General features: G+C 71.4%; 23 protein-coding genes and 1 riboswitch. Of the genes, 8 read left to right on the top strand and 15 right to left on the bottom strand.

Annotation, left to right across the window (positions count from 1 at the left end; translation table 11 throughout):
• Both AB0J90_RS03045 and AB0J90_RS03040 read right to left on the bottom strand, forming a co-directional pair.
• Nucleotides 1–6,522, bottom strand: coding sequence for a polymorphic toxin-type HINT domain-containing protein (locus AB0J90_RS03045; RefSeq protein ID WP_363591583.1), 6,522 nt, complete (start codon nt 6,520–6,522; stop codon nt 1–3).
• A gap of 152 nt (nt 6,523–6,674) precedes the next feature.
• Nucleotides 6,675–7,334, bottom strand: a complete 660-nt coding sequence (locus AB0J90_RS03040; RefSeq protein ID WP_363591581.1) for a TetR family transcriptional regulator C-terminal domain-containing protein — start codon at nt 7,332–7,334, stop codon at nt 6,675–6,677.
• Between the two features lie 81 nt (nt 7,335–7,415).
• On the opposite strand from AB0J90_RS03040, the gene AB0J90_RS03035 reads away from it, so the two are divergent.
• Nucleotides 7,416–7,946, top strand: a complete 531-nt coding sequence (locus tag AB0J90_RS03035) for a GNAT family protein (RefSeq protein WP_363591579.1) — start codon at nt 7,416–7,418, stop codon at nt 7,944–7,946.
• Nucleotides 7,947–7,964: 18 nt separating this feature from the next.
• Here AB0J90_RS03035 and AB0J90_RS03030 read toward each other — a convergent pair whose 3' ends face one another.
• From AB0J90_RS03030 to AB0J90_RS03020, 3 genes are all read right to left on the bottom strand, one after another.
• Nucleotides 7,965–8,465 carry a VOC family protein gene (locus tag AB0J90_RS03030; protein WP_363591577.1) on the bottom strand — a complete coding sequence of 167 codons (501 nt, stop codon included), beginning with the start codon at nt 8,463–8,465 and terminating at the stop codon, nt 7,965–7,967.
• Between the two features lie 112 nt (nt 8,466–8,577).
• Nucleotides 8,578–9,327 carry a TIGR03943 family protein gene (locus AB0J90_RS03025; RefSeq protein WP_363591575.1) on the bottom strand — a complete coding sequence of 250 codons (750 nt, stop codon included), beginning with the start codon at nt 9,325–9,327 and terminating at the stop codon, nt 8,578–8,580.
• Entirely contained in the window at nt 9,327–10,283 is a 957-nt protein-coding gene (locus AB0J90_RS03020; protein WP_363592167.1) for a permease, read from the bottom strand. The genes AB0J90_RS03025 and AB0J90_RS03020 overlap by 1 nt, the downstream gene beginning before the upstream one ends.
• Nucleotides 10,284–10,602: 319 nt before the next feature.
• Nucleotides 10,603–10,709: riboswitch (TPP riboswitch) on the top strand.
• A gap of 78 nt (nt 10,710–10,787) precedes the next feature.
• Between AB0J90_RS03020 and AB0J90_RS03015 the strand changes: the two genes are divergently transcribed.
• The 3 genes from AB0J90_RS03015 to AB0J90_RS03005 all read left to right on the top strand — a co-directional run bounded on the left by AB0J90_RS03015 (nt 10,788) and on the right by AB0J90_RS03005 (nt 13,773).
• Nucleotides 10,788–11,360 (top strand): ECF transporter S component, encoded by a 573-nt coding sequence (locus AB0J90_RS03015; protein ID WP_363591573.1) that lies wholly within the window; start codon nt 10,788–10,790, stop codon nt 11,358–11,360.
• A gap of 146 nt (nt 11,361–11,506) precedes the next feature.
• The gene (locus AB0J90_RS03010) at nt 11,507–12,976 is read left to right on the top strand and encodes an ABC transporter ATP-binding protein (RefSeq protein ID WP_363592165.1); all 1,470 of its coding nucleotides are present in this window, start codon (nt 11,507–11,509) and stop codon (nt 12,974–12,976) included.
• A complete protein-coding gene (locus AB0J90_RS03005) occupies nt 12,973–13,773 on the top strand; it encodes an energy-coupling factor transporter transmembrane component T (protein ID WP_363591571.1) in 801 nt (266 codons plus the stop codon). Before AB0J90_RS03010 ends, AB0J90_RS03005 begins: the two co-directional genes overlap by 4 nt.
• Before the next feature lie 249 nt (nt 13,774–14,022).
• On the opposite strand, the gene AB0J90_RS03000 is transcribed toward AB0J90_RS03005, so the two are convergent.
• From AB0J90_RS03000 to AB0J90_RS02970, 7 genes are all read right to left on the bottom strand, one after another.
• Nucleotides 14,023–14,670, bottom strand: coding sequence for a hypothetical protein (locus AB0J90_RS03000; RefSeq protein ID WP_363591569.1), 648 nt, complete (start codon nt 14,668–14,670; stop codon nt 14,023–14,025).
• Nucleotides 14,671–14,707: 37 nt separating this feature from the next.
• Nucleotides 14,708–15,982 carry an ABC transporter permease gene (locus AB0J90_RS02995; RefSeq protein WP_363591567.1) on the bottom strand — a complete coding sequence of 425 codons (1,275 nt, stop codon included), beginning with the start codon at nt 15,980–15,982 and terminating at the stop codon, nt 14,708–14,710.
• Nucleotides 15,979–16,770 carry an ABC transporter ATP-binding protein gene (locus AB0J90_RS02990; protein WP_363591565.1) on the bottom strand — a complete coding sequence of 264 codons (792 nt, stop codon included), beginning with the start codon at nt 16,768–16,770 and terminating at the stop codon, nt 15,979–15,981. The genes AB0J90_RS02995 and AB0J90_RS02990 overlap by 4 nt, the downstream gene beginning before the upstream one ends.
• Nucleotides 16,767–18,023 carry an efflux RND transporter periplasmic adaptor subunit gene (locus tag AB0J90_RS02985; RefSeq protein WP_363591563.1) on the bottom strand — a complete coding sequence of 419 codons (1,257 nt, stop codon included), beginning with the start codon at nt 18,021–18,023 and terminating at the stop codon, nt 16,767–16,769. The genes AB0J90_RS02990 and AB0J90_RS02985 overlap by 4 nt, the downstream gene beginning before the upstream one ends.
• 41 nt (nt 18,024–18,064) lie before the next feature.
• Complete coding sequence (locus tag AB0J90_RS02980) at nt 18,065–19,843, bottom strand: HAMP domain-containing sensor histidine kinase (protein ID WP_363591561.1); 1,779 nt, start codon at nt 19,841–19,843, stop codon at nt 18,065–18,067.
• Nucleotides 19,840–20,568 carry a response regulator transcription factor gene (locus AB0J90_RS02975; RefSeq protein ID WP_363591559.1) on the bottom strand — a complete coding sequence of 243 codons (729 nt, stop codon included), beginning with the start codon at nt 20,566–20,568 and terminating at the stop codon, nt 19,840–19,842. Before AB0J90_RS02975 ends, AB0J90_RS02980 begins: the two co-directional genes overlap by 4 nt.
• A gap of 90 nt (nt 20,569–20,658) precedes the next feature.
• On the bottom strand, nt 20,659–22,044 hold the full coding sequence (locus AB0J90_RS02970; RefSeq protein WP_363591557.1) for an HlyD family efflux transporter periplasmic adaptor subunit: 1,386 nt from the start codon (nt 22,042–22,044) through the stop codon (nt 20,659–20,661).
• Nucleotides 22,045–22,541: 497 nt separating this feature from the next.
• Between AB0J90_RS02970 and AB0J90_RS02965 the strand changes: the two genes are divergently transcribed.
• Nucleotides 22,542–23,174, top strand: coding sequence for a hypothetical protein (locus AB0J90_RS02965; RefSeq protein ID WP_363591555.1), 633 nt, complete (start codon nt 22,542–22,544; stop codon nt 23,172–23,174).
• 36 nt (nt 23,175–23,210) lie between these two features.
• Here the strand turns inward: AB0J90_RS02965 and AB0J90_RS02960 are convergent, their stop codons facing one another.
• Nucleotides 23,211–23,738 carry a hypothetical protein gene (locus AB0J90_RS02960; protein WP_363591553.1) on the bottom strand — a complete coding sequence of 176 codons (528 nt, stop codon included), beginning with the start codon at nt 23,736–23,738 and terminating at the stop codon, nt 23,211–23,213.
• 110 nt (nt 23,739–23,848) lie between these two features.
• Nucleotides 23,849–24,472, bottom strand: a complete 624-nt coding sequence (locus AB0J90_RS02955) for a helix-turn-helix domain-containing protein (RefSeq protein WP_363591551.1) — start codon at nt 24,470–24,472, stop codon at nt 23,849–23,851.
• Nucleotides 24,473–24,573: 101 nt separating this feature from the next.
• Here AB0J90_RS02955 and AB0J90_RS02950 point away from each other — a divergent pair, with 101 nt between their 5' ends.
• A complete protein-coding gene (locus AB0J90_RS02950; RefSeq protein ID WP_363591549.1) occupies nt 24,574–25,041 on the top strand; it encodes a nuclear transport factor 2 family protein in 468 nt (155 codons plus the stop codon).
• Nucleotides 25,042–25,113: 72 nt separating this feature from the next.
• On the opposite strand, the gene AB0J90_RS02945 is transcribed toward AB0J90_RS02950, so the two are convergent.
• Entirely contained in the window at nt 25,114–25,368 is a 255-nt protein-coding gene (locus AB0J90_RS02945) for a hypothetical protein (RefSeq protein ID WP_363591547.1), read from the bottom strand.
• Nucleotides 25,369–25,680: 312 nt separating this feature from the next.
• On the opposite strand from AB0J90_RS02945, the gene AB0J90_RS02940 reads away from it, so the two are divergent.
• The gene (locus AB0J90_RS02940) at nt 25,681–25,977 is read left to right on the top strand and encodes an MTH1187 family thiamine-binding protein (RefSeq protein WP_363591545.1); all 297 of its coding nucleotides are present in this window, start codon (nt 25,681–25,683) and stop codon (nt 25,975–25,977) included.
• The gene (locus AB0J90_RS02935; protein ID WP_363591543.1) at nt 25,974–26,738 is read left to right on the top strand and encodes a haloacid dehalogenase-like hydrolase; all 765 of its coding nucleotides are present in this window, start codon (nt 25,974–25,976) and stop codon (nt 26,736–26,738) included. Before AB0J90_RS02940 ends, AB0J90_RS02935 begins: the two co-directional genes overlap by 4 nt.
• The last annotated feature ends 21 nt before the right edge of the window (nt 26,739–26,759 follow it).

Here is a 26,759-nt window from a genome sequence, read left to right as displayed (position 1 = left end):
TCACGTGATGTACACGCCGTCAACGAGGAAGCCTCGCAGAGTCTTCCCGATCCGGGAACTGAGGCCGCCGCCCGCGATGCTATTTGCCCTTGATGGGGAGGGCAACCACGACGGCGGATTCGCCATACCAGTCACTCCCGTGTCCGGCATGTGGCCCGGCACCCATCCCGCCGGATAGTTGCCGGGGTTGGTCCTCCGCTCCGCTTCGATGGCAGCACGCATATCCGCCTGGAGCAACCTGGTCGACTGCACGACCTGCGGGCCGTTCGCCTCTAGCCACTTATTCGAACCTCGCGCGTAGTCGTGCAGGTTCTGCACCTCGTCCGGCGTCAGGGCGGGCTTTCCCTTTTTCGTGGCCGTACTCATGTTGTAGTACTCACCGCGGGTCGACAGCGGGCAGGACGGCCCACTCACGCCCACGTCGATGAGCCCTGGCGCGGACGGCAGGCCCCCGACGTTGTGCACAAGGACCGGCGTGTCGCCTGCGACCACATAGTACGTGTGGATGCCATCGACGGTCAGGTTGTAGGTGACCTGCTCTGCCTGGTAGTGCCGGATCGCACCGACCTGCGCGTAGGTGCCCGCAGAGGTACGCAAGAGTTCCCCGGGCTGGAGATCTCCGGCCTCCACCCAGCGGCCCTGTGTCACCGACCAGAACGGATGGTGGTCGGTGGTGGTGAGCGCCTGCCCCTTGCCGTCCTCGCCCTTGACGGTGACCTCGACGTACGCCTTGTCGTCGTCGGTACGGATGGTGTGGGTCACCTGCCGCGCCTCGGTCCGGCCGGTCTCCGGGTCGGTGGCGAGCACGGTGTCGCCAGGCCGCACCTGCTCGATCGGCACGCGGCTGCCGTCGGCGAGCACGACGGGTGTGCCGGCGACGAAGCTGTCCTTGCAGTCCGGCTTCTTCTTCGTCGCGGCCTTGGCCTTCGCCGCCGCTGCCTTCGCCTTGGCCGCAGCGGCTGCGGCGGCTCGTCTCGCTGCCGTCTCAGCGGCGGCCTTGGCCGCTGCCGCCTTCGCCGCAGCCTCTGCCGCCGCTCTCGCCGCAGCCGCCTTCGCGGCCTGAGCCGCCTGCTCCGCGCCCTGGAGAATGGCGCGGGCCCACTTGATTTCCTGGAAGAAGGTGACGACGGCCTTGCCGGCCCGGAAGATCGCCTCGGCGATCTTCTTCGCCTTGAAGATCTTGCCCCAGGGCAACGCGCCGATCACCATCGATACACAGGCGCCCAGGTCACCCTTGATGCAGTTGAGAATGTCGTTGATCCCGAGGAACTCCATCAGGATCTGGCCACCGGCCTCCAGGACGATGTCCAACACACTCTTGCTTTGCAACTGCTGGGCCTTGGCCACGTCCTCCGGACTCGGCCCGGTGTCCCCCGCCCCGGTGGCAGCCGCTTCCGGGGTCGCCCCGGTTGGATCGGTGTACGAGGTCGGGTTGTTGTCCCCGTAGGTGTAGGCCGAGGTCGCCGCACCCCCCTGCGGCATCGGGTCGGCCGAGGAGAATCTGCCTGTCTCCGGGTTGTAGTTCCGGGCCCGCAGGTAATAGTTGCCATTGCCGGAGCTGGAATCCTGGTAGGCCCCGGCGAACTGCATCGGGTTGTCCGGGGCGCTCTCCTGGGTGCCCGGCCCCTGCCCACCCCAGCCGCTGGGCGAGTGCTCCTGACCGCCCTGTCCGGCCAGGGTCGGGCCGGCACGCGGGTTGCCGAACGGGTCGTAGTCGTAACCGACCAGCGGCGTTCCGGACGGCGAGAGCATGTTCGCCACACCACCGAGCGAGTCGTGGGTGTAGGAATGCGCTCCGGCCGCCCCGTCCAGCAGCGCCAGCGGTTCGTCATCCGGGCCGTAGGCGAAGTCCCGCTTCTCGATAGTCTGGCCGGTGGAGTTGGTCACCGTGTCGACCGCGATCTGCGGCAGCGTTCCGTTGACGTCCCACGACCAGCGTTGCGTCTGTGCCTGCGCACCGGGATCGGTGGTGGTGGTCAACCTCAATCCGGTGGCGTCGTACGCGAACGTCGCCACCCGGCCGTCGACCGTCGCCTTGGCCAGCGAGTTGTCGAGGTTGTACTCGAACTTGTCGGTGCCGGAACGAATCTGGTTGCCGTTCAGGTCGTACGCGTACTCGGTGGTGGTGACGTGCTTCGGCTCCCGGATCACCCGCTTGGTGAGCTGGTCCGCGTCGTCGTACTGGTAGGTGGTGGTGTCGTCACCGGCGTTCCCGGTGCGTTTCTGGCTGGTCCGGTTGCCGACCAGGTCGTACTCGTAGTCGATCCGCCCGACCGGCTTGGTCCTGCCGCCGCACGAGTCGACCGCGTAACAGGCCGAGGTGAGCCGGTCGACCTTGTCGTAGGCGTAGGCGACCGTTTCCGAGACCCCGCCCCGGGTGGTCACCACCTTCGTCGGGTTGCCCAACTCGTCCAGGTCGAGCTGGTAGGCCGAGATCGGGTCCTGGGGCAGCGCCACCGGCACCACCGGGTCCGAGGCGACGGACGGCGCACCGGCGCCGTACCGGTCGTGGGCGGTGACGGTGAAGGTGTACGCGACACCCGCGTCCAGCCCGTTGACGATCGCGCTGCTCGCGGTCGGGCCGACCGTGACCGACTTGCCGCCGGGCTGGGCGGTGACGGTGTAACCGGCGACGTCGTCGTGCCCGTGGTCCTTCGACGGCTTCCAGGAGACCACCGCCAGTCCGGCGCCGGGCTGCGCGGTCACGTCGGTCGGCGGCTTCGGCCGGTCGTCACCGGCGACAGTGTTGGGAGAGTCGGCGGTCGGCAGCGTGAACTGCTCGGGTGCCGGGGCGCGGGTGGTGCCGATGCTGGTCAGGCGGCCGGCGTCGTCGTACCCGCGTTGCTCGATCAACCCGGTCGGCGTCGGCAGCGTGGTGCTGGTCCGGCGGCCGGCGACGTCGTAGCCGAACCGCCAGGTGGAGGCGACCGCGCCGGCCGAGCCACCGGAGGCGGTCAACGAGGTGATCCGGCTGTCCCCGTCGTAGTCGGCGGTGATCCGGGTGCCGTCCGGGTAGGCGCGCAGGGTGATGTTGCCCCGCACGTCGTAGTCGTAGTCGAACTCCTCCACCAGGTTGGTGGCGGGTTCGTTACGGGTCACCTTGTCGATCTGGTCCTCGTCGTCGTAGACGACGGTGCGTACGCCGGTCGGGTCGCCGAACGTGGTGGTCCGGTCCTTGGCGTCGTAGCCCCAGGTGTACCTGGGGCCCTCGCTGCCGAGCGCCCGCGCCTCCCGGCGGCCGACGATGTCGTAGGTGTCCACCGCGGTCCGGCGGGCCCGCTCCTGCGGCGACAGGCGCTCGCGCTCGTCCAGGGTGATGGTGGAGACCGGATTGCCCTCGGCGTCGTAACTGACCTCGGTGACCCGGCCGAGCGGGTCCGTGCTGCTGATCGCCCTTCCGGCTTCGTCGTACTTCACCGAGGTCCGGTGGCCGTTCGGGTCCCGCACGGACGAGGGCAGGCCGTCCTCGTAGTAGTCGTAGACGGTGGAACGGTCGGCCGGCTCGCGCGGGTCATACGGGCTGTCCGGGGTGTGCACCGTACGCGGAAGGTCGTCCTCCCGGTACGTGTAGTGCGTGGTGCGGTCCTTCGCGTCGGTGACCGAGAGCAGCCGGTTGTTCGCGTCGTAGCGGTAGGACGTGACGTGGTCCAGCGGGTCGATGCTCTTGACCCGGTTACCGGCCAGGTCGTACTCGTGGTGGCTGGTGAACCGCTCCTTGTCCGCACCCTCGACGTTGCCGCGCGGCTCGGTGGCGGCGACGAGCAGACCGTCGCCGTCGTACTCCCAGGTGCTGATGCCACCGGTGGCGGCGATCTGCTTGATCTTGTTGCCGGCCTCGTCGTACTCGAATCGCGAGGTGTTCGTGCCCGCGTCCCGGATCGAGGTCTGGCGCCCGTTCCGGTCGTACTCCATCCGGGAGGTGCGGCCCAGGTTGTCGCTGACGGCGGTGACGTTGCCGGTGTTGTCCCGGTCGAACTGCGAGGTCTTGTTGTGCTCGTCGGTCCTGGTCCTGGTCCGGTCCAACTCGTCGACGCCGATGTCCCGGCTGACCGTACGGCCCCCGGGGTACGGGCGCTCGACCCGGAGCGGGTTGTCGTTGGCGTCGTAGTAGTAGGTGGTGGTGAAGTCCGCCGGGTTCGCCCCGGGTACGTTGCCGCGCGGCGAGGTGACCTTGTTCAGCAACCCCTTCGCGTTGTACGCGTACGTGGTGACCAGGTCGGGCTCGTGCTTCATCTCCACCCGGGCCGAGGCGCGTCGCCCCGCGTCGGTGTAGGTGTACGAGGTGGTACGCCGGGAGTCGCTGACCGAGCGGAGCAGCCCGTTGTCGAAGTAGCGGTACTCGGTGCGCGCGTCGAGCTGGGTCGTCTGCGTCCTGGTCCGGCCGACCTCGTCGTAGCTGGTCCGAACCACCCCGCGCTTGCCCGGCTGGTGCACGACGGTGGGCCGGTCCTGGGCGTCGAACTCGTACCGGGTGGTGTAGTCGTCGCGGTCGGCGTGCCGGACCGTGCCGCGCGGGTCGACGGTCGACGTCGCCCGCCCGGTGCGGTCGTAGCCGACCTCCGAACGGCGTCCCTCCGGCGAGATGACCGCCTTGAGCAGGCCCGAGTTGTGGTCCCCGACCGGCAGGTTCTCGTACCGGGTCACCTTGCCCCGCTGGTCGGTCTGGCTGACCAGCAGGCCGCGCTCGTCGTACGCGTAGGTGATTTTGTTCTTCTCCGCGTCGACGCTCTCGACCAGCTCGTCGAACTCGTTGTAGGTGTCCTGCCAGACGTTGCCGTTGGCGTCGGTGTGCTCGGTCGGGTTGTTCCGGGCGTCGTACTTCGTCTTCGTGCCGAAGTTGAGCGATCTCGGCGCGGTCTGCGAGATGCGGTTGCCGGCGTCGTCGAAGGTCGCCTCGTGCTGGCTGTGTTTGCCGTTGACCACCAGCGGGCGGTTGAGCGAGCCGTCGTAGCGGTGGTTCTCGGTGTCGCCGTTGCCGCGCTGGGTGTAGATCAGCACGTTGCCCCGGTAGCCGTCGTAGACCTTCACCGCGTCCGGGTCGACGGTCAGCGCCTCCTGCTCCGCCGCCTTCCACTCGAACGTGGTCGCCTTGCCGAGCGCGTCGCTCTGGCGCACCACCCGGTTGTCGGCGCCGTACTCGTTGCGCAGTTCGACGATCCGCTGCGGGTTCATGACCTCGGTCAGCAGCCCGTTGGCACCGTAGGTGTACTTCCAGTGGTAACCGCGCGCGTCCTTGACCGCGGTCAGCACCGTGCCGGTGTAGTAGTACTGCGTCTGGCGGCCGTCCGGCAGCCGGATCTCCCGGATCAGGCCGGCGTCCACCTTGACCTTCACCTCGCGCCCGGAGGCGTCCGTGACGGTCACCCCGGTCGCGGTGTACGCGAGCCGCGTCCCCATGCCACGCGCGTTCGCGACCGAGACCAGCCGGCCCTGCGCGTCGAAGCGGTGGGTGATCTGCGAGAGTGTGACCAGTTCCCAGCCGTCCGCGATCCGGCGCAGGTTCGACCGGACACCCGGCGGGCGCCGGTAGCTCTCGCCGTCGAGCCGGTAGATCGCCTCGGCACCGTCCTCGGCCCGGACCACCACGCCGTCGGCCGACTCGGTGACGGTCATGCCGTAGGACCAGGCCCAGCCGGGACCGAACGGACCGCCGGCCGGGCTCGCCGAGGAATAGGTGCGGGACGAGGCGAACGGTACGCCGAACGACGCCATGCCCAGGTCCTGCTCGACCCGGACGAACGCGCCGGTGGCGGTGTTCACGCCGATGCCGCGTACCGCCTGACCGGCGGCGGTCAGGCCGAGCGCGTTGCCACAGCCGCAGCCGGCGGCCTGACCGGCCGGGATGGCCGGCGGCTCGATGGTCGTACGCGGCTTCGCGTTGTCCGACGGCTCGGAGATGATTTCCCGGCCGTCGTCGAAGATCGCGGTGGCGGTGACGTAGTAGTCCTTGGTCGGGTCGAGCACCCAACCTTCCCTGGTGCCGAACGACCGACAGTACTGACGCTGGCCGGTGCACCGCGCCCGCTCCAACTCGTCCTTGCCGAGCGTGGTCGACGCCTGCTCGGTACGGGACTCGGCGTCGTAGATCGTCGCCTTCCAGGAGGTCCAGGGCTGTTCCTCGCCGGCCACGTCGAAGTAGGCGACGACCGAGGTCTCGCCGAGCGCGAAGCCGGACCGGAGCAGCAGGTTGTCGAAGACCTCGTCCTCGGCGGCGGTGCGGGCGACGCCCGGCTTGGGCACCCGGGCCCACTCGGCGGCCGAGAGTCGGTTCGGCTCGCCCTGCGCGGCGGTGCCCGGCGGCACCACGGGTGGGCGTTTGTCCGGCGGGAATTCCTTGTCGGGCCGGACCGAATCGGGCAGCGGCCGGTCGACCGGGCCGGGGCCGGGACTGGCGGTCGGAACTGGCGCGACCTGGGCGCGGGCCACCTTCGCGGGCGGCGCCAAGGTGACGACAAGGGTCAGGATGCAGAGCAGCGCCAACCATCGGGCGCGCGGAATCCACAGCAGGGTACGACTGAACACGATCGGAGCCTCCCCGTGAAAGCCATGCCCGATGGTTCAGATCACCGGGCATTTACCCGACCGATAATAGGTGCTGGTCAATATTCGTGCGGGTCATGAAGGCGACAGGAAATTCCCCCGATAAGCCCATAGAGATCGATCATGAGCTATTGCTATGGTTGCACCGATTTCCACTGATCCCTTGTGGACTGACGATCAGTCGCTACCGGCACACCGGTTCCTGGCGGGTGCCCGAGGGTGCCGAGAAAGCCGTCGAGCAGCTCGACCTGCCGGGCGGGTGGGAACTGCGCCTGGTCGAACAGCGCCTGCACGACCAATCCGTGGGCGAAGGCCGCGGCGATCGCCACCACCTGGTCGGTGTCGGTCGCGAGGGGCAGTTCCCCGAGGTCACGGGCGGTTTCGACGTGCGTACGCAGGCGGGCCCGCCAACGGTCGTAGCGGGCGGTCTGGCTGGCGCCGAGCGCCGGGTCGGCGAGTGCCGCGTCCCAGAAACTGACCCAGGCCCGGCTCACCGCCGTCAACTCGGGGGTCACCGGCAGTACGTCCAGCAGCGCGGCCCGCAGCGCGGCCAGTCCCGGCCCGGCGGCGACGTGCCGAGGTCGGGCGGCGGTGCGTTCCTCGGCCAGGTCGAGCGCGTGCCGCAGCAGCGCCTGCTTGCTGGGAAAATAGTGGCTGACCAGGCCGGTGGAGGCACCCATCCGGGCGGCGACGGCACGCATGGTCAGGCCGCCGAAGCCGTGCTCGGCGAGCACGTTCCAGACCGCGTCGGAGACGTCCCGCCGCCTCGCGTCATGGTCACCCTTCGCGGGCATCGCGTACTCCTCACCGCCGTGGCCGACGCTATAGTACGTAACAAACGTTTGGTACGTACATCCTGAGTCTGGAGCCCCCGCATGCTCAGTCACCCCCTCGCCCCCGGCGCGGACCTCCGGCCGCTCGAACCCTGGCAGGCGGCCGAGTTCGCCGGGTACGTCGAACGGCACCGGGCGCACCTGGCCCCGTGGCTGCCCTGGGCGGTGACCATCACCGACACCGACTCGGCCCGGCAGTTCCTCCAGCGCTACGCCGACTCCCAGGCTGCCGACGGGGGCCGGATATTCGGCATCTGGCTCGACGGCGTACTCGTCGGCGGGGTGCTGTTCCGGGTCTTCGACAGCCGGGTCGGCACCTGCGAGATCGGGGTCTGGCTCGCCCCGCGGGCGCAGGGGCGTGGGCTGGTCACCCTGGCCGCCCGGCAGCTGATCGACTGGGCGCTCGGCGTACGCGGTCTGACCAGGGTGGAATGGCGTACGGTGCCCGACAACAACCGCAGCATCGCGACCGCCCGACGGCTGGGCATGACCCGCGAAGGTGTGCTCCGTCAGGCGTTCCCGCACAACGGCGTACGCCACGACATCGAGATCTGGGCCCTGACGGCGGCGTAGGCCGATCGTGGTCCCCGGTCAGCTCGGGCCGGCGAATCCGCCCCTGGGCTCGATCAGTTCGAGGTTGGTCCCGTCCGGATCGTCGAAGTACGCGACCCGGGTGCCGACCGCGTCCGGCGGGGTCACCTCGTCGGCGGCAAAGGTGTAGGGCTCGCCGAGGAAGTCGTAGCCGGCGTCGCGCATCCGGGTGTAGACCGATTGGAGATCGTCCACCTGGAAGCAGAGGTGCATCGACCCCGGCCGGTTGGCGGCGGACTGCCCGGGAGCACCGACCGGGTCCTCGAACTCGATCAGGTCGATGCCGAGATTGCTCAGGTGGAAGGTGGCGTAACGCAGCTTCGACACGGGCAGCCCCTGCGATCGCGCGAAGCCCTGACCCTTCATGCTCTCGTTGTCGACCGCCGGCTCCACCCCGGTCAACGCCCGGTAGAAGGCGACCGAGCGATCAAGGTCGGAGACGGAGATTCCGACGTGTGCGGCCGTGTCGAGGCCGAACGATTCCTCCGGAGTGCCTGCCATGCTGTCCCCTTCCACGGTCCCGGTCGCGCCTGCGCGCACCGATCCCATGGCAGTGCCCACTGGCCGGGGAACTAACCGTCGAGCGGGGCAACTCACCCCGACCGGCCTCGCTTCACTCGTACGGTTGCTTCGGTGGTTCGACCTGGCGCCACGACTCCACCTCGAGGTACGGGATCTCCTCGTCGTTGACCGGGTCCTTGGCGATCCGGTCGGAGTAGCGGCCGACCACGTCGACCCAGGTGTCCGGGGCCAGGCCGGTCGGCGGGTCACCGGCCAGGCCGAGCTTGATCGGCCGACCGTCGGCCGCACAGCAGGACAGGATCATGCGGGCCAGGATCGGTTCGCCGTCGGCACCGGTGGCGACGAACCCGGTGAGCTGCACCCGCCGGTCACCGAGCGAGACGCCCTTGTCGAAGATGGCCCGGGAGGCGTAGTCGAGCACGCCGATCCGGACCGGGTCACCCTCGGGCAGCGGTGGGTAGTCGGACAGCGGCTGGCTACCGAGCGCGGTCCCGGCCTGGCCGGCCGCGTACGAGCCCAGCGCCGGTGGGGCGACCAGCAGCAGGCCGAGCACGGGCAGGATGAGCAGCCAACCGACCCGCGGCTCGTGGTGGCCCTTGCCCCCGTGCCCGTGGTCGTGCCCGTGGTCGTCCGCCACCGCCTCGCCGCCGGCCGTACGCCGGGCCGGGCGCAGGTCGTGCACCAGGGTCATCACCGCCACGGCGATCAGCAGGATCGCGGACCCGATCAGGAAGGGTTGCAAACCCTCCTTGACGTAACGCAGGTACATGTCGCCGAGACTGGCCTTGAGCACCGCCCCGCCGAGCAGCAGCAACACGACCGCCTGTGCCTGTCGGTTCATCAGAGCACCACCGCTCCCACTCCCACCGCCACCAGTACGGCGACCGCGAACGTCGCCGGGGCGAACCGGAACGCGAACCGTCGCCCGAAGACACCGGCCTGCATCGAGATCAGCTTGAGGTCGACCATCGGCCCGACGACCAGGAACGTCAGCCGGGCGGTGAGCGAGAACTGGGACAGCGACGCGGCGACGAACGCGTCCGCCTCCGAGCAGATCGACAGCAGCACCGCGAGGACCGCCAGCGCCAGCACCGACAGGATCGGATTGTCGGCGAGGGTCTGCAACCAGCGTTCCGGGACCAGCACGTTGATACAGGCCGCAGCCATCGCGCCGAGCACCAGGAAGCCGCCCGCGTGCACCACGTCGTGCCGTACGGCCGAGAAGAACGCCCGCCCCTTCGACAGTCCGTCCAGGTCGGGGCGGTGCGGCAGCCGGATCCAGTCGGCCCGGCCCAGGCGCAGCCAGAGCCAGCCCATCAGCATCGCGACGATCAGGCTGGCGACTCCCCGACCGACCACCATCTCCGGGTTCTGCGGGAAGGCGACCGCGGTGGCGGTGAGCACTATCGGGTTGATCGCCGGTGCGGCGAGCAGGAACGCCAGCGCGGCGGCCGGGGTGACGCCCCGACGGATCAGCGACCCGGCGATCGGCACCGCGCCGCACTCGCAACCGGGCAGGATCACTCCCGCGCAGCTCGCCACCGGTACGGCCAGCGCCGGATGTTTCGGCAACGCCTTCGCCCAGAAGGAGCGGGGCACGAAAACCGCGATCACCGCGCTGAGTACGACACCGAAGACGAGGAACGGCACCGCCTGCACCATCACCGAGACGAAAACCGTGGTCCAGGTCTGCAGCCGGGGGCCGGAGATCGCGTCGGCGATCGGGCCACGGAAGACGACCAGCAGGACGAGCAGCCCGGCGAGCACCTCCACCGACCCGATCCGGTCGCCGAACAGCCGTTGACGAGGTGCCGGGTCGCCGGCTGTGGGCGTACCGCCGGGGGTGGTGTGGCCACGGTCGGGACCGGTGGTCAGACCCGGCGCCGTGCCGTCGACGCCACCGGTCGCGGGCGGGATCGTCCAGTCGATCTCGTCGCCGGGCCCGGCGCGGCGCTGCGTCGCGCGGTCGGAGGCGGTCACGGCGTCTCTGCTCTCCTCGCTCGGCCGGGTCCGGGGGCAGCTCACCCTAACCCGAGTCGCGGTGTCCACCACCACACCCGATCGATACGCCACTGTGCCGTGCCGCCGGTCGGTGCTAGCGTCGCCGAAACAACTTCACATCCGACAGGGGAGCGCACAGCGCTGAGAGTGCGGGATGACATCCGCAGACCCTCGAACCTGATCTGGGTAATGCCAGCGCAGGGAGTTCGGTCATGCTCCGGCCGCGCCGGAGTCCGGCACCACGCCGGGCCGAGGCGTGCGACTTCTCCTGGTTCATTTCGAGAACTGGGAGCCAACACCATGAACAACCGCTGGCGGACACTCGACATCGTCATCGCCTCGACCCTCGGGGTGGCGTTCGGCGTCATCTTCTGGGCCTGGGGCCTGCTCTGGAACGGTCCGGCCGACGCCATTCCGCTGCCCGGTCGCGCCGTCATCTACGGCGTGTGGCTGGTGCCGGCCGTCCTGGGCGCGCTGGTGATCCGCAAGCCGGGCGCGGCCCTCTACACGCTGACCCTGGCCGCCCTGGTCTCGGTGGCCCTGGGCACCAGTTGGGGCTGGACGCTCGTGGTGCAGGGGCCGATCGAGGCGGCCGCCGCGGAGCTGGCCTTCGCCGCTTTCGCGTACCGGGTCTACCGGCTGCCGGTGAGCCTGCTGGCCGCCGCGCTGGCCGGCCTCGCCGCCGCCATCTACGACATCTACGTCTGGTACCCCGGCACCGCCTGGGACAGCTTCCGCCTCCCCTACCTCGCCCTGACCACCGCAAGCTCCCTGGTGGTGGCCGGCCTAGGCAGCATCGCCCTAACCCAAGCCCTAGCCAACACCGGCGTCCTGGACCGCTTCCCCGCCGGCCGCACCCGCCCCACGATCTAACCCCCCTCCCTCCCCCCTCCTCCCTCCTCCCTCCTTCCCCCCGGACACATGGTGTTGATCATGAAGTTAGCGACGATTTGATCTTGTTCTGGGGGCGTCAACTTCATGATCAACGACTTGGGGAGGGGGTGAGCGCGGTGGGTGGGGTGGGTGGGGTGGTGGTCAGGGGGTTTGGGTGGCGGCATGCGGGGCGGAAGGGGTGGGCGGTTCGGGGGGTTGATCTGCGGATTTCGCGCGGGGAGCGGGTGTTGTTGCTGGGGGGTTCGGGGGCGGGTAAGAGCACGTTGTTGGCGGCGCTCGCGGGGCTGCTCGCCGAGGACTCCGGTGAACAGGCGGGGCTGATCGAGGTCGACGGGGTCGATCCGCGTACGGCACGGGACCGGGTCGGCATCCTGTTCCAGGACCCGGAGAGCCAACTCGTGATGGCACGGGCCGGCGACGACGTGGCGTTCGGGCTGGAGAACCGGGGCGTGGCGGCCGGCGAGATCTGGCCCCGGGTCGACGAGGCGATGCACCGGGTCGGTTTCCCCTACGGACGTGACCGGTCCACCGCCGCCCTCAGTGGCGGCGAACAGCAACGACTCGCCCTGGCCGGCGTACTGGCGCTCCGGCCCCGGCTGCTCCTGCTCGACGAACCCACCGCCAACCTCGACCCGGCCGGCGCCGCCCTGGTCCGGGACGCGATCGCCGCCGCGGTGGACCGCGACACCACCCTGATCCTGGTCGAACACCGGGTCGCGGAGGCACTTCCCCTGGTCGACCGCGTGGTGGTCCTGGAGCCTGGCGGCGGCATCCGCGCCGACGGCAGCCCGGACGAGGTCTTCGCCGCGCACGGCGACGCCCTCGCCGACGCCGGGGTCTGGGTACCCGGCCGGTCGGTGCGCGCCCGACCGGCAACCACCGCCGCCGGCGAACTGCTGCTCACCGCCGACCGGCTCGGCCTGCCACCCCGGCTGGCCCCGACCGATCTGACCGTACGGGGCGGCGAGGCGGTTGCCGTACTCGGGCGAAACGGGGTCGGCAAGACCACCCTGGCGCTGCAACTCGGCGGGCTGATGAAACCCGGCACCGGGCGACTCGACGCCACCCCCGCCCTGGCCGGAGCCGACGCCGGTACGCCACCACACCGCTGGCGGGCCAACACGCTGGTACGCCGGATCGGCTCGGTCTTCCAGGACCCCGAGCACCAGTTCCTCGCCGGTACGGTCTTCGACGAACTGGCCCTCGGGCCACGCCGGACCGGCCAACCAGAACCCGTCGTACGCTCCACGGTGGACGATCTGCTCACCCGGCTGCGGCTGGACCGGCTCGCCGGGGCGAACCCGTACACCCTCTCCGGTGGCGAGGCGCGGCGGCTGAGCGTGGCGACCGCCCTGGCCACCGCGCCCCGGCTGCTCGTACTCGACGAGCCCACCTTCGGCCAGGACCGGCGTACCTGGATCGAGCTGGTCGACCTGCTCGCCGACCTGCGCGACGCCGGCCACGGCATCGTCACCGTCACCCACGACGCCGACTTCGTCACCGCGATCGCCGACCGGACCGTGACCCTGCCCGGCCGAGACGACCCCGCCACCGACCCGACAACCGACCGCCTGAACCGGGGAGTTGGCGCGTGATCAGCACTGGGCCGGTGGGGGCGGCAACGGCGCCGCTGGCGCGGCGCAATCCGGTGGCGAAGCTCGCCGCGGCGCTGGTCTTCTCGTTCACCCTGGTCGCGACGATCGACCCGGTCGCGCCCGCCGTCGCCATCGCCATCGAACTGGCCGTGCTGCCGCTGTTCGGCCTCGGCTACCGCACCCTGGCCCGGCGGGCCTGGCCACTGCTGATCGGCTCGCTGGGCATCGTGCTCACCATGGTGCTGTTCGCCGCCGACCGGAGCGGAACGGTGCTGCTCGACGCCGGCCCGATCACGGTCACCACCGGCGTGCTCACCACCGCGCTGGGCCTGGTCCTGCGGGTGCTCGCGGTGGCACTGCCCGGCGTACTGGTCTTCGCCACCACCGACCCGACCGACCTGGCCGACGCGCTGATCCAGAACGCCAGGGTGTCACCCCGATTCGCGCTCGGCGCGCTGGCCGCGTTCCGGATGCTGCCGCTGCTCGCCACCGAATGGCAACTGCTGGGCATGGCGCGGCGGGCCCGAGGCGTGGACGCCGGACGTAACCCGATCGCCCGGCTGCGACTGTTCGGCGCCACCGCGTTCGCCCTGCTCGTCGGGGCGATCCGTCGGGGCACCCGGCTCGCCACCGCGATGGACGCCCGCGGCTTCGACGGCGGCACCCCGCGTACGGTCGCCCGGCGGCAGCGGTTCACCGTCGCCGACACCGCGCTGGTGGCCGGTGCCGCCGTACTGGCCGGGGCGGCGCTGACGGTCAGCGTCCTGCTCGGTACGTTCCAACCTCTGCTCGGCTGATCATCACCGGCATGGCACTCGCCGGCTTGCCGGCAGCGCTCGTCACCGGCATCCCAATCCCGCACGCAGGCCGACGCGAGCACGGGGCAGGAGACGGAGGGCGGCGCGAACACGGGGCACGAGACGGAGGGCGGCGCGAACACGGGGCACGAGACGGAGGGCAGCGCGAACACGGGGCACGAGACGGAGGCGGCGCGAACACGGGGCAGGACACGGAGGGCGGTGTGGGGACAGGTGACGGCGCCGGGCTTACTTCGACTGGGCGGTGACCTTCGTGGCGGTGACCGTGCCGGCGGAGTTGGGTCCGTCGACGGTGACGGTGTCACCGGCCTTGAGGTCCTTGAGTGAACCGGTCTTGGCGACCGCTACCGCAGTGTCGGCGCCGGTCCGGACGGTGATCACGGTGCCGTCGTCGGTCTGCACGTACACGGTGGTGCCGTCGACCAGCTTCACCGTGCCGGTGGTGGTCTGTGCCGTACCGCTGTCGGCGCCGGGCGCGCTGCCGCCGGTAGTGCCGTCCGGTCGGCCGGCGCCGCCGGGGAAGCCGGCGAAACCGCCCGCGCCGCGCTGGGTGCCCCGGCCGGTCGCGGCCGCCGGACCGGAGCCGGGCGGATCGCCGTACGACTTCTGCACCTGCACCCCGCCGAGGAAACCGCCGATCAGCAGCACCGCCGCCCCGAGGTAGAGCGTTGCCCGGTTCCACCAGCGACGCCCCGCCACGGCGGCCAGTTCGGCGGCGAGGTCACCGTCGTCGTCCGGGCCCGCCCCGGCCTGCGGGGTGAACGTGTCGGCGACCACGAGGGGCGGGCCGACGACGGTCGGGGCGTCCGCCGCGTCGTCCCGATGGACTCCGGGTGCACCCGGCGAACGGCGACCCCACCGCACTGCTCTGCTCATCGCTGCTTCCCCGGAATCGCTGGTAGTCACTCGTGGCTCACTCGTAACGGAGGGCGTCGATCGGCCGCAGACCCGCGGCCCGGCTGGCTGGAACGCTGCCGAAGAAGAGTCCGATCGCGACCGAGACACCCAACGCCAGGGCGATCGAGCTCGGCACCACCACCGGTTTCACGCCGACGATGGTGAAATGACTGCCGGCCAGCGCCGCCAGCACCCCGAGTCCCCCGCCGACCAGGCTGAGCATGGTCGCCTCGGCCAGGAACTGGGTGAGGATCACCCGGCGGGGCGCACCGAGCGCCTTGCGGATGCCGATCTCGCGGGTCCGTTCGGTCACCGTGACCAGCATGATGTTGGTGATGCCGATCCCGCCGACGAGCAGGCTGATCCCGGCCACCGCACCGAGCAGTACGGTGAACGTGTCCGCGGTCTCGGTCTGGGTCTGGAGCAACTGGGCCGCGTTCTGGATCCGGTACGGCGTACCCTGCGCCCGTCCGGCGGCGGCGCCACCGCGGGCAGCCGCCCCTGCGGCAACCGGGCCACCCGCAACCGCTCCACCGGCGGCTGGTGCGACCTTGAGCCGCTGGTCGAGAATGGTGGCGATCTGCGCCTGGGCGTCGTCCACCCGGTCCGGTCCGGTCGCCTCGACGAGCACCGAGTTGACCGCGCCGTACCCGGTCAGGGTCTGCTGCACCGCGGTCAGCGGCGCGATCGCCACGTCGTTGGCGTCCTGGAAACCGGTCGCCGACCCCTTCTCCGCGAGTACGCCCACCACCGTGTAGAGCGCACCGCCGACGGTCACCTGCGCGCCGAGTGGGTCCGTACCGGGGAACAACTCGGCGGCCACGGTCTGCCCGATCAGCACCACCCGGCGGCCCTGGGTGAGATCCGAGTCGCCGAACGCGGCACCGGTCGCGACCGAGGTGTTCGACGCACCGAGGTAACTCGGGTACGTGCCGACGAACTGCGACACCTGATGGTCGGCGCCCTGGTACGTGATGGTCGCCGAGGCGCTCACCACCGGGGAGACCGACCGCACGTCCGGTGCCAGCACCGGGTCCTTCAGCGCCAGCGCCGTCGGTACGGTGATCGCGTCGCTGCTGCTGCCGCCCCGCGCGGTGCTCTGCACGGTGAGGGTGTTGCTGCCCAGCGCCGCGATCCGGTCGGTGATCTGCTTCGCCGAGCCGTTGCCGACCGCGACGAGCAGGATCACCGCGCCGACCCCGATCAGTACGCCGAGCATGGTCAGCGCCGAGCGGAGCTTGTTCACGGTGATCCCGCGTACGGCGAACCGCAGGATCTCGAAGAAGCTCATCCGATCCGCTCCAGCCGTACGGTCGGCCGGTCGGCCCCGCCGTCGCCGACGGAACCCGGGCCGCCGCCCTTACCCCTGCCGTCGCCCGGACCGTCCTGGCGCTGGTCGCTGGCGATCTCCCCGTCGAAGAGCCGGACCAGGCGTTTGGCCCGGTCACCCACTTCCGGCTCGTGCGTGATCATCACGATGGTGCGTCCGGCCGCGTTCAGCCGGTCGAAGATGGCCAGTACGTCCGCGGTCGACCGGCTGTCCAGATTGCCGGTCGGCTCGTCGGCCAGGATCAGCGCCGGTTCGGTGACCAGTGCCCGGGCCACCGCGACCCGTTGCTGCTGACCGCCGGAGAGCTGGTTCGGCTCGTGCCCGGCCCGGTCCGCCAGCCCCACCAGGTCCAGCGCGGCCAGCGCCCGCCGACGCCGTTCGTTCGCCTTGACCCCGGCGTACGCCAGCGGCAGTTCCACGTTGGCGACCGCGCTGGTCCGGGCGATCAGGTTGAACGCCTGGAAGACGAAACCGATCCGCCGGTTGCGGACCAGGGCGAGTTGGCGATCGTCGAGCCGGCTCACGTCCACCCCGTCGAGCAGGTACTGCCCGGTGGTGGGCACGTCCAGGCAGCCGAGGATGTTCATCAGCGTCGACTTGCCCGAACCCGACGAGCCCATGATGGCCAGGTAGTCACCCGCACCGACGACGAGCGACACCCCGCGCAGCGCGTGCACGGTCGCCTCGCCCTCGCCGTACCGCTTGGTCAGCCGGCGGACGTCGAGCACCGCGCGCTCCGGCGCGGTCATCGCCCGCCTCCCGCGGCGCCGGCACCGCGCGGGAAGCCGCCACCGCCGGTGAAGCCGCCACCGCCGGTGAGCCCGCCGCCCGGCCGGCCGCCACCGGTCGTCCCGGTACCGGTCGTGCTGGTACGGAGCACGACCAGCTCACCGACCTGCAACCCGGACGTGACCTGTACGGTCTGGTCGCCGGTCAGCCCGACCTCGACCGGGCGGGTCACCGGCTGCCCGTTCTCCAGCACGGTGACGGTGTGCCGGTTGCCGACGGTGGTGAGCGCCGCCGAGTTGACGTAGATGGTGTCCTCCACCTGGCCGACCGTCACCGACGCCTGCACGGTCTGGCCGGGGCGGGCGCCGGGCGGTAGCTGGTCCACCCCGAACACCACGCCGTAGGTGACCACGTTGTTGCTGGTGCTGGCGTTCGGGTCGATCGAGGACAGCTTGCCGGTCGCGGTCGCACCGGCGAGCGCGTTCCAGGTGATCGTGGCCGGCTGGCCGACCTTGAGTTTGGTCGCGTCGGCCTCGGCGACCGAGGCGGACACCTCCAGTTTGCCCAGGTCGGCGAGCTGGACGAAACCGGTGGTCGAGCTGCCTGACGCCGAAGCACCTCCGGAAGACCCACCGCCGGAAGACCCATTGCCGGACGACGATCCTCCCGACGAGGACCCCGACCCGCTCGACCCGGAACCGGACGAACTGGAACCGGAACCGCCGGTGGAGCTGCCGACGCTGCCGTTGACGGCCACCACGGTCCCGGCCATCGGTGCCTTCAGCACCGTCCCGTCGACCGCGTCCCGGGCCGTGTCGACGGCCAACTGGGCGGTGGTGACCTGGCTCTGGGCGTCGGTGGTGTCGGTGCCGGCCGCCTCGGCTCGGTCCCGGGCCGCCCGGGCCGCGTCCAGATTGGCCTGCGCGGCGGTGAGCTGCCGGTTCGCGGCGGTCGGGTTCACCTTGGCCAGCACCGTGCCCTGGGTGACCAGATCACCGACCTTGACCCGGATTTCGCTGACCGTACCGCCGGTGCCGAAGGTGGCGCTCGCGGTGGCGGCGCTGCGCAACGTACCGGCCGCCGACACGGTGGCGGTCACCGTGCCCTGCCCGACCGGGATCGTACGGGTGGCGCCCCCGGTCGCCGCCGAACTCGACTCGGGCTTGACGAAGGAGGTGTAGATCCAGACACCGCCGCCGATGATCGCCAGGCCGAGTATGGCGTTGACGAGCACCGACGGGCGGCGTAGCGAGACCAGACGTCGCACCGGCATGCGGGCCAGCCTGGATCGTCCGGCTCGGAACAGCCCCGGCGTCAGCTCGGAGCAAGCTGGGAACCACCCGCGTGCTCGGGCGGCGGGCTGCCGTCGGGCGTGGTGGTGACCTGTTCGGCGGGGCTGACCGGAGCGGGGTCCATCATGGTCGGTAACACCACCCGGAAGGTGGCGCCGGTGCCGGGCGGGCCGACCAGGTCGACCCGGCCGCCGTGGGCGTGCACGATCGCCGCCACGATGGCCAGCCCCAACCCGGAACCGACACCGGGAGTACGGGTACGGCTCTGGTCGACCCGGTAGAGCCGTTCGAAGATCCGGCCCGCGTGCTCGGGCGGTACGCCCGGACCGGTGTCGGAGACCTCCAGCACCGCGTACTCGGGTCCGCTGCCGGGCAGGGCGGGATCAGCGGCGGTGAAGTGGCCGACCCGGACGGTGATGTCGGCGTTCGGCGGGGTGTGTTGCAGCGCGTTCGTGACCAGGTTCGTCGCCACCTGCCGCAACTGGTGCTCGTCGCCGAGCACGGTCACCTGTTCCAGCCCGCCGCCGAACGGATCGGGGCCGGACGGATCCGGGCCGGACGGATCCGGGCCGGACGGATCGGGGCCGGACGGATCCGGGCCGCCGCCGGGCTTCGGGGCGGTGCCGAGCGGGACCAGCCGGACCGGGCGGTCGGGCCGGCGGGCGTGCGCGTCCCGGATGGTGTCGGCGGCGATCGCCAGCAGGTCCACCGGTGCCCGGCGCATCGGCCGGCTCAGGTCCAGCCGGGCGAGTTGCAGCAGGTCCTCGACGAGCAGGCCCATCCGGGCCGCCTCGTTCTCGATCCGGCTCATGGCCTCGTCCAGCACCGGCCCGGGTGGCGTCCCGCCGCGCCGGTACAGCTCGGCGAAGCCGCGGATCGAGGTGAGCGGCGTACGCAACTCGTGCGAGGCGTCCGCGACGAACTGCCGCAACCGCTGCTCGGAGACCGTACGGGCGGCCATCTCGGCGCCGATCCGGTCGAGCATGACGTTGAGCGCGATGCCCAGCCGTCCCGGCTCGGTGTGCGGGTCGGCGTCCTCCACCCGCCGGGCCAGGTTGCCGGCGGTGATCTCGCTGGAGATGCGTTCCATCCGGGTCAGCGGGCGCAGTCCGATCCGTACCACCAGGGCGGCGACCAGGCCGAGCACGAGCAGGACCAGCAGCATCACCGCGCCGTCGATAAGCAACAGACCGTCGGCGGTGGCGTCGACGTCGCGCAGCGAGGACGCCACCACGGCCAGCCCGCCGTTCGCGGTCGGTGCGGCCAGCACCCGCCAGCTGCTGTGCGAGTCCGCCGAGTCGACCGTGAACGGTTCACGGCGCTCGGCCAGGTCGGTGAAGCCGGTCAGGTCGGGTGGGGAGAGTTCCTCGTGGGACAGGACGGCGACCAGCACCCGCCCGTCCGGGCCGTAGATCACCACTGCCTGGCCGGGGCCACCGGCGGGAGCGGGTCGGCCGCCGCGGGCCGCCCCGGGTCCGAAGTCCGGCACCAGACCCGCGATGTACGGGCGGATCGACCGCGCCAGCTGCTCGTCCACCCGGTCGGTGAGGTACGACCGCAGCAACACCAGCCCGGCCGCGTTCGCCACGATCAACGCGATCGCGGTCAGTACGGCGATCACCACCACCAGCCGGGCACGCAGTGTCCAGTGGCTCCACCTGCGTACCCGGGCCAGTCGCCGCCGCCACCGCCCGACCGGGGGTGCCGCCGTCCAGTCGGGCGGTGGCGGGGGCGGCCAGCCGGGTACGGCGGTCCCACCCGGTGGGGCGTGACCGCCGGGCTGGCCGGGCCGGCCGGTCATTCGCCGGCCGGTCGAGGCAGCCGGAGCGCATACCCCACGCCCCGTACCGTCTGGATCAGTGGCGGATCCCACCGGTCGATCTTCTTGCGCAGGTAGTAGACGTACGACTCGACGATCCGGCCGTCGCCGCCGAAGTCGTAACTCCACACCCGGTCCAGGATCTGTGCCTTGCTGACCACCCGACCGGCGTTGACCATGAGGTAGCGCAGCAGGTTGAACTCGGTCGGCGACAGGTCCACCAACCGGCCCGCGCGGCGTACCTCGTGCGCGTCCTCGTTCAGCTCCAAGTCGGCATAGTGGATCACACCCGGCTCCGGCTCGACCCGGCTGCGCCGCAGGATGGCCCGGATCCGCAGCACGACCTCCTCCAGGCTGAACGGCTTGGTGACGTAGTCGTCGGCACCGACGGTCAGCCCGGAGATCCGGTCCTCCACCGCGTCCCGCGCGGTCAGGAAGAGCACCGGTACGCCCCGGCCGTCGGCCGCCGTCCGCAACCGCCGGGCCACCTGGAAGCCGTCCAGGTCCGGCATCATCACGTCGAGCACCACGAGGTCCGGCTCGAATTCGGCGGCGGCGGTCAGCGCCTCGTGCCCGCCGTACGCGATCCGCACCTCGAAATCGATCAGCCGCAGGGTCGCCGACAGCAACGCGCAGATGTTCGGCTCGTCGTCCACGACGAGCACCCTGGTCGACCGCCGGGCCGACGCTCCTGCCGATGGGCGCACCCGTCGACCTCCTCCCCCTCGAACTCCGCGTCATCTTTAGCCGAGCCCGCTGGGAGCGACCTGGGAGCCGGGTCACGATGAGCTGGGGAATCACCAGCCGAGTACGACTTCGTCCCCTTCGGCGAGGCCGTCGGTGATCTCGACGTACTGGTCACCCCGTACGCCGGTGGTCACCTGGCGGGCCTCGGTGCCGCCGGCCGGGGTCCGGACCTGCACCTGGCCGGTCGCCGGCCCGCCGCCGCTCTGCTCGGCCCCGGTGAAGTGGACGGCGGTGGCGGGCACCCGCAGCACGCCCGGCACCGACTCGATCGTCACCCGGGCGTTCGCGCTCTGCCCGACCAGCGCGTCGGCGGGCACCTGCGCGAAGCTGAGCAGGGCGCCGTACCGGACGAGTTGCCCGTCGACGGTGCCGACCGGATCGACCTGGGTCACCGTGGCCGGGAACTCCTCGCCGGGCCGGTTCGCCAGGGTCACGGTGGCGGTGAGGCCGACGGCGAGCCGCCCCGCGTCCGCCTCGGGGAAACTCGCCTCGACCTCCATCCCGGCCACGTCGCCCAGCGTGATGAAGGAACTGCCGCCGCCCACCACCGCGCCGACTCCTCCGGCGACGGAAAGGATCTTGCCGGCGATCGGCGCGGTGATGCTGGTGCCGGCCAGCGCATCCGAGGCGTTGTCCAGGTTGAGCTGGGCGTTGGTCACCTGCTGAGACGCCCGCAGTACGGGGTCCGGGCCGCCCGCCGACGCGGAGCCGCCGCGGCCGGCGCAGTCCCGCGCACCGCCCGAGGGCTGGCCAGCGGTCTGCCCGGTCCCGGTCGGTGCCGACGCCCAGCCCGACGTGGCGGCCGGGCTCGGCGTCGGCGAGCCGGGATGGCTGGACGCGCTCGGCGTGACAGACCTGCTCGGCGTGACGGACCTGCTCGGCGTGACGGACCTGCTCGGCGTGGCGGACCTGCTCGGCGTGACGGACCTGCTCGGCGTGGCGGACCTGCTCGGCGTCGCGCCTGCTCCCCCGCCCGTACCGCCGCTGCCGGTGCCGGTTGCCGGGGCGCAGGTGGTGGACGGGGTGGCCTGTCGCTGCTCGGCGGCGTCGAGCGCGGTCCGCGCCTCGGCGAGCGCGTCCCGGGCGGAGTCGACGCGCTGTTGGGCGTCGGCGGGGTCGAGCCGGGCCAGCAACTGACCGGCGCTCACCTGGTCACCCGCGCGTACCTTGACCTCGGTGACCGTACCGGCGCCGGTGAATCCGAGACTGCGGGTCTGTGCCGGTCGCAGCGCGCCGGTGGTGGCGATGGCGAGCGTGACGTCGCCCCGGTCCACCCGGGCAGTCGCCGCCGGGCGGGACGGCTCACCGTCGTCGCCGGTCAACGCGTACGCGGCAACCGAGCCGGACAGTACGAGCACGACGACCACGACACCGGAAAACCACCACACCCGCCGGCCGCGTCCGGCACGCCCCGACGCACTCAGGCCGATCCCCATGACGGGCGAGTGTCGTCGCCCCGGCTCGGGGCTGACTCGGCCGTACCTCGGAATTAGCTGAGAGTCCCCCGAAACAACCGCTGGGAGCAGGAGCCGAGCCGGAACCGGAACCGAGCCGGAACCGGAACCGAGCCGGAGCCGGGGCCGGAACCGAGCCGGAGCCGGGGCCGGAACCGAGCCGGAGCCGGGGCCGGAACCGAGCCGGAGCCGGGGCCGGGGCCGGGGCCGGAACCGAGCCGGAGCCGGGGCCGGGGCCGGAACCGAGCCGGAGCCGGGGCCGGGGCCGGAACCGAGCCGGAGCCGGGGCCGGGGCCGGAACCGGATGCGAAACCGATGCGGAACCGGCGGGCGGCGGCGGGTGGTTCGTGCGGCGATTCCCAGCCGGCGTCGAGCTTGGTCCTATCTGGCCCGGAGGTGGTGCCGGTTTTCTGTGGACGCGCCCCGGGGCCCCTCTCACCCTCTCCGTCCCGGTGGCGTCAACCCAGAGGGAGGTACCGGTGGCGGTGTTGAGCTGGCGGGCGCGCTGGACGTTGACCGCGGCGGCGGGGTCGGCGGCCCTGATCCTCGCGACGGCCTGCGGCGGCGCCGACACCAGCGGTCAGGATGCGGCGGCACCGGCGTCGAGTGGTCGACCCGACGCCTTCGCCGCGTACGTCGGCTGCCTCAAACAACAGGGCATCGACGTACCTGACAACCTGCCCGGCGGGCGGCCGTCCGCGCGACCCCGGCCCGACGGCTCCGGTCGACCGTCCGGCTTTCCGTCCGGACGGCCGTCCCGCTTCCCCTCCGGGCGCCCGTCCGGCCAGCCGTCGCCAGGTGCGTCCGGCTGGCCGGGCGGCAATCGGGGACCCGGCGGCGGGTTCGGCGGGTTGCGACCGTCCGGTGTGGACGAAGCGACCTGGCAGAAGGCGCAGCAGGCGTGCGCCTCCGCCCTGCCCAGCGGCGGTCCCGGCCGAGGCCAGGGCGCCCGTCCCGGTGGCGGGGCCGCACCCGGCGGCGCGTACGCGAACTGTCTCACCGACCATGGTGTGACGCTCGCGCCCGACCTGAACACCACCGACCCGAAGGTCAGCGCCGCCCTGGACGCGTGCAAGGTGCTCAGCCCCGCCCCGTCGCCCGCCGCGAGCTGACCCCGCCGACCCTGACCGCGCCCGCGCCGGGCGCGGTCAGGACAGCAGGTCCGGCGGTACGGCCACACCCAGGTGTTCGAGCAGCTGGCCGACCTTGTGGTCCAGCTCGACCGCGACCGAGGTGATTTCCGGGCGGCCGTACGAGCCCAGCGTGCAGCTCGGCTGGTCGATCGAGAACCAGGTGCCGGTGCTGCCGTCGTCGCTGATGTTGACCCGCAGCGGCACGTACAGGAAGACGGTCGGGTCGTGCCGGAACATCCGCTCGGCGACGGTGTGGTTGCCCATCAGGTACTGGGCGCAGTCGGCCGGGTCACCCGCGATCCCCATCATCGGCTGCGCGTCGATCTGCCAGTAACGGAGGAAGTCGTACGGCGCCGCCCGGTGCGTCACGTCGAGCCACTCCGACCAGTCCGCCTTCCGGTCGTACAGGGGCTTGAAGGCGGCGGGGTCGAACACCGGTACGGCTTCCTCGTACCGCCGCCGGAAGTCGTCGAAGGGTGCGTCCACCGGGATGGTGAGCCGGCGCGCCTGATACTCGGTCCGTAGGACCTGACGGGTGACCATGACCCCACCTCCTCGGTTGGCCCCGGTGGCACCCGCGCACCGTAGCCCGGAGCAGCCACCGCCCACGCCGGAACGCCATTTTTCAGCCACTGCCGAGGTGGCCCCCCTGCTCAGCGCCGGCTCGCCGTACCCTCCGGGGCCGGACGGAGTCCGGCGAAGACGACCGCGAGCGTACGGCGCTGCAGGTCGGCGTCCCAGCCGGCGTGGAGCGCCCCCTGACACGTGCTGACCAGCAGGGCCATCACCTCGTCGAGTCGCACGTCGGCGCGTACCACGTCGGCCCGTTGGGCGCGGGCCAGCAGCGCGCCGACCGCCTCCTGGAGGGCTCGGACCGAGTCGCCGAGGTCGACGCCGACGCCCGCGTCGGCCAGCAGTTGGACGACGGTCCTCTTTGCCGCCGACTCGGCGACCATCCGGGCGAAGAAGGTGAACAGGCCGGTGGCGGCGTCGCCGTCGTTGTCGAGCGTACGCACGTCGTCGGTGAGCCGTCGCAGCAGTTCCTTCATGATCGCGGCGAGCAGGTCCGTCTTGGTCGGGAAGTGCCGGAAGACCGTGCCGATGGCCACTCCGGCCCGGTTGGCGACCTCCTCGGTCGACGCGGCCGCGCCGCCCTCGGAGAAGACCGCTTCGGCCGCGTCGAGGATGCGGGTCCGGTTGCGCCGGGCATCGGCTCGCAGGGGCTTGGGAGCGTCGCTGCTGCTGCCTACGGGTGGCCGCGGGGGTGGCGCGATCATGATTGATCTTCCTCGATCATTGACAAGGTGAGTGGCGACTCACTATTTTCGCTCTTAAGTCGAGCCTCGGCTCACATTACTCTCCGGGACAGGAGAAGCTCATGACCGGATCGAACGACGTCGACACGCTCGCCGGACCACACGAGATCTTTGCCCGCATGCAACAGCGCTGGCTGGCCAACACCGTCAGCACCTTCGGCGACGACCTGGCCGAAGACGTCGTGATCGAGACGCCGTTCGCGGCACCGGGTCGACCGCGACGGGTCGAGGGGCGGGCGGCGTGCCGGGCCTTCACCGAGGCCGGGCGGGCCGCCCTGCCGGCACGGTTCGAGGAGTGCCGCAACGTGGTGGTCCACGAAACGGCCGACCCGGAGACGATCGTCGTCGAGTACGAGTTGGCCGGCACGGTCACCACCACCAACCGGAGCGCCGCCGCCAGCTTCATCGCCGTACTGCGGGTTCGGGGCGGGCAGGTGGTGCTCTGGCGCGAATACCAGGACGTCCTGGCCATCGCCCAGGCCCTGGGCCAACCACCCGCCCTCCCCGGCACTGACGAGGCCAGCCAGTAGTAGGAGGGACCCCTTCCTGTCCGGGAAAGACAGGAAGGGGCCCCTCCTTGCACCACCCAGATGCAGCGGGGATCAGCTACGGCGGAAGGCGTACTGGCGGGTGGAACGGGCGGCCTGGGACCGCCCGACACCACCCGAGCGCCCACCCCGTACCGGCGGGCCGGCCTTCGGCGCGGCCGGTGCGGGTGACGCCGGTTCGCCGGTCTCCGGCACCTCGATCGGTCCGAGTTTCCCGGTCACGTCGAGTTCCCGCTGCTCCACCGGTACGGCGAACGCGGCCCCACTCTTGCGCTGACGGTTGCTACGAGAGTCTCGCTTACCAGGCATCCTGGCCTCCTCCGAAGATCTCCGCCCTGCTCACGCCGGGGCGGTCAGGTGAGAAAGGGAGTGCCCGGAGCGTCCTGTGCAGCGGCGACCCGCCAACGGTGTCGACGATCGAACGGTCGAGACGGTGACGGAGAGCGCGGACGCCCCGGCACGGGCCCACGGCGCAAAGGCGGCGGGCCGGCACGGTGCACAAAGGCGTCAGTAGCGCATGGATCCCACGCTAACCGCACGGCTTCCCCCGGCGCATCCGATTTATCTCCACAGCGGCGATCACGGTGGTCCGGGCCGGGTGACAGTGCGACCATCAACGACATGCTGATCGCGTTTTCGGTGAGTCCACTCGGCGGCGGCGAGTCCGTGGGTGATGCGGTGGCCGAGGCCGTCCGGGTGGTCCGGGAGTCGGGACTGCCGAACGAAACCAACGCCATGTTCACCCTGATCGAGGGCGAGTGGGACGAGGTGATGGCGGTGGTGAGACGCGCGGTCGACGTACTCGCCGAGCAGTCGCCGCGGGTGAGCCTGGTCCTCAAGGCGGACATCCGGGCCGGTGTGACCGACGCGATGACCGCGAAGGTGGCGCACATCGAGGCCCGGCTGGGCCAGGGATGAGCACCCCGGCCCAGTCCGTGCCCACGGATCCGGTGGCGGCGGCGCCACGGCTGTTGATGTGGGACATCGACGGGACACTGGTGCAGACCGGGGCTGCGGCGAAGCTCGCGTACGCCGAGGCGTTCACCGCGCTGACCGGGGTGGCCTGGCAGCGGATGCCGTACTCGGCCGGTCGGACCGATCGCGACCTGGCCGCCGAGGCGTTCACCACGCACGGCGTCGCCGACTACGAGCCGTACCTGGAGGAGTTCTTCCACCGGTACGCCGCCGCGCTCGCCGCCCGCCGGCATCTGATCGCCGAACAGGGACGGGTACTACCGGGTGTCGGCGCGGTGCTCGCCGGGCTGGCCGGTCACCCCCACGTCGTCCAGACCCTGGTGACCGGCAACATCCCGCCCGTCGCCGCGGACAAACTCGCCGCGCTCGGCCTCGGCGCCGAACTGGATCTCGACATCGGCGGCTACGGCCGGCACGACACCGTACGCGCGGCCCTGGTCCGACGGTGCCGCGACCTGGCCGAGGCCAAGTACGGCCACCGCTTCGCCCCGACCGACATCCTGGTCATCGGCGACACCGTGCACGATGTGGCCGGCGCCCTCGCCAACGGGGTAACCGCCGTCGGTGTGGCCACCGGCTCCACCTCCGCCGCCGACCTGGCCGCGGCCGGCGCCCAGATGGTCCTCACCGACCTCAGCGCGGTGGAACCGGTCGTACGCATCCTCGCCGGGACCGACCGGATGGCCGCGCCCAGTATCGCCTGACCGCACCGCGCCCGACGTGGT

The sequence above is a fragment of the Micromonospora sp. NPDC049523 genome (assembly GCF_040676775.1).
Lineage (GTDB): Bacteria > Actinomycetota > Actinomycetes > Mycobacteriales > Micromonosporaceae > Micromonospora_G.
Note: the sequence above shows the minus strand (reverse complement) of the source record. Positions and strands in the feature narration are given on the sequence as shown.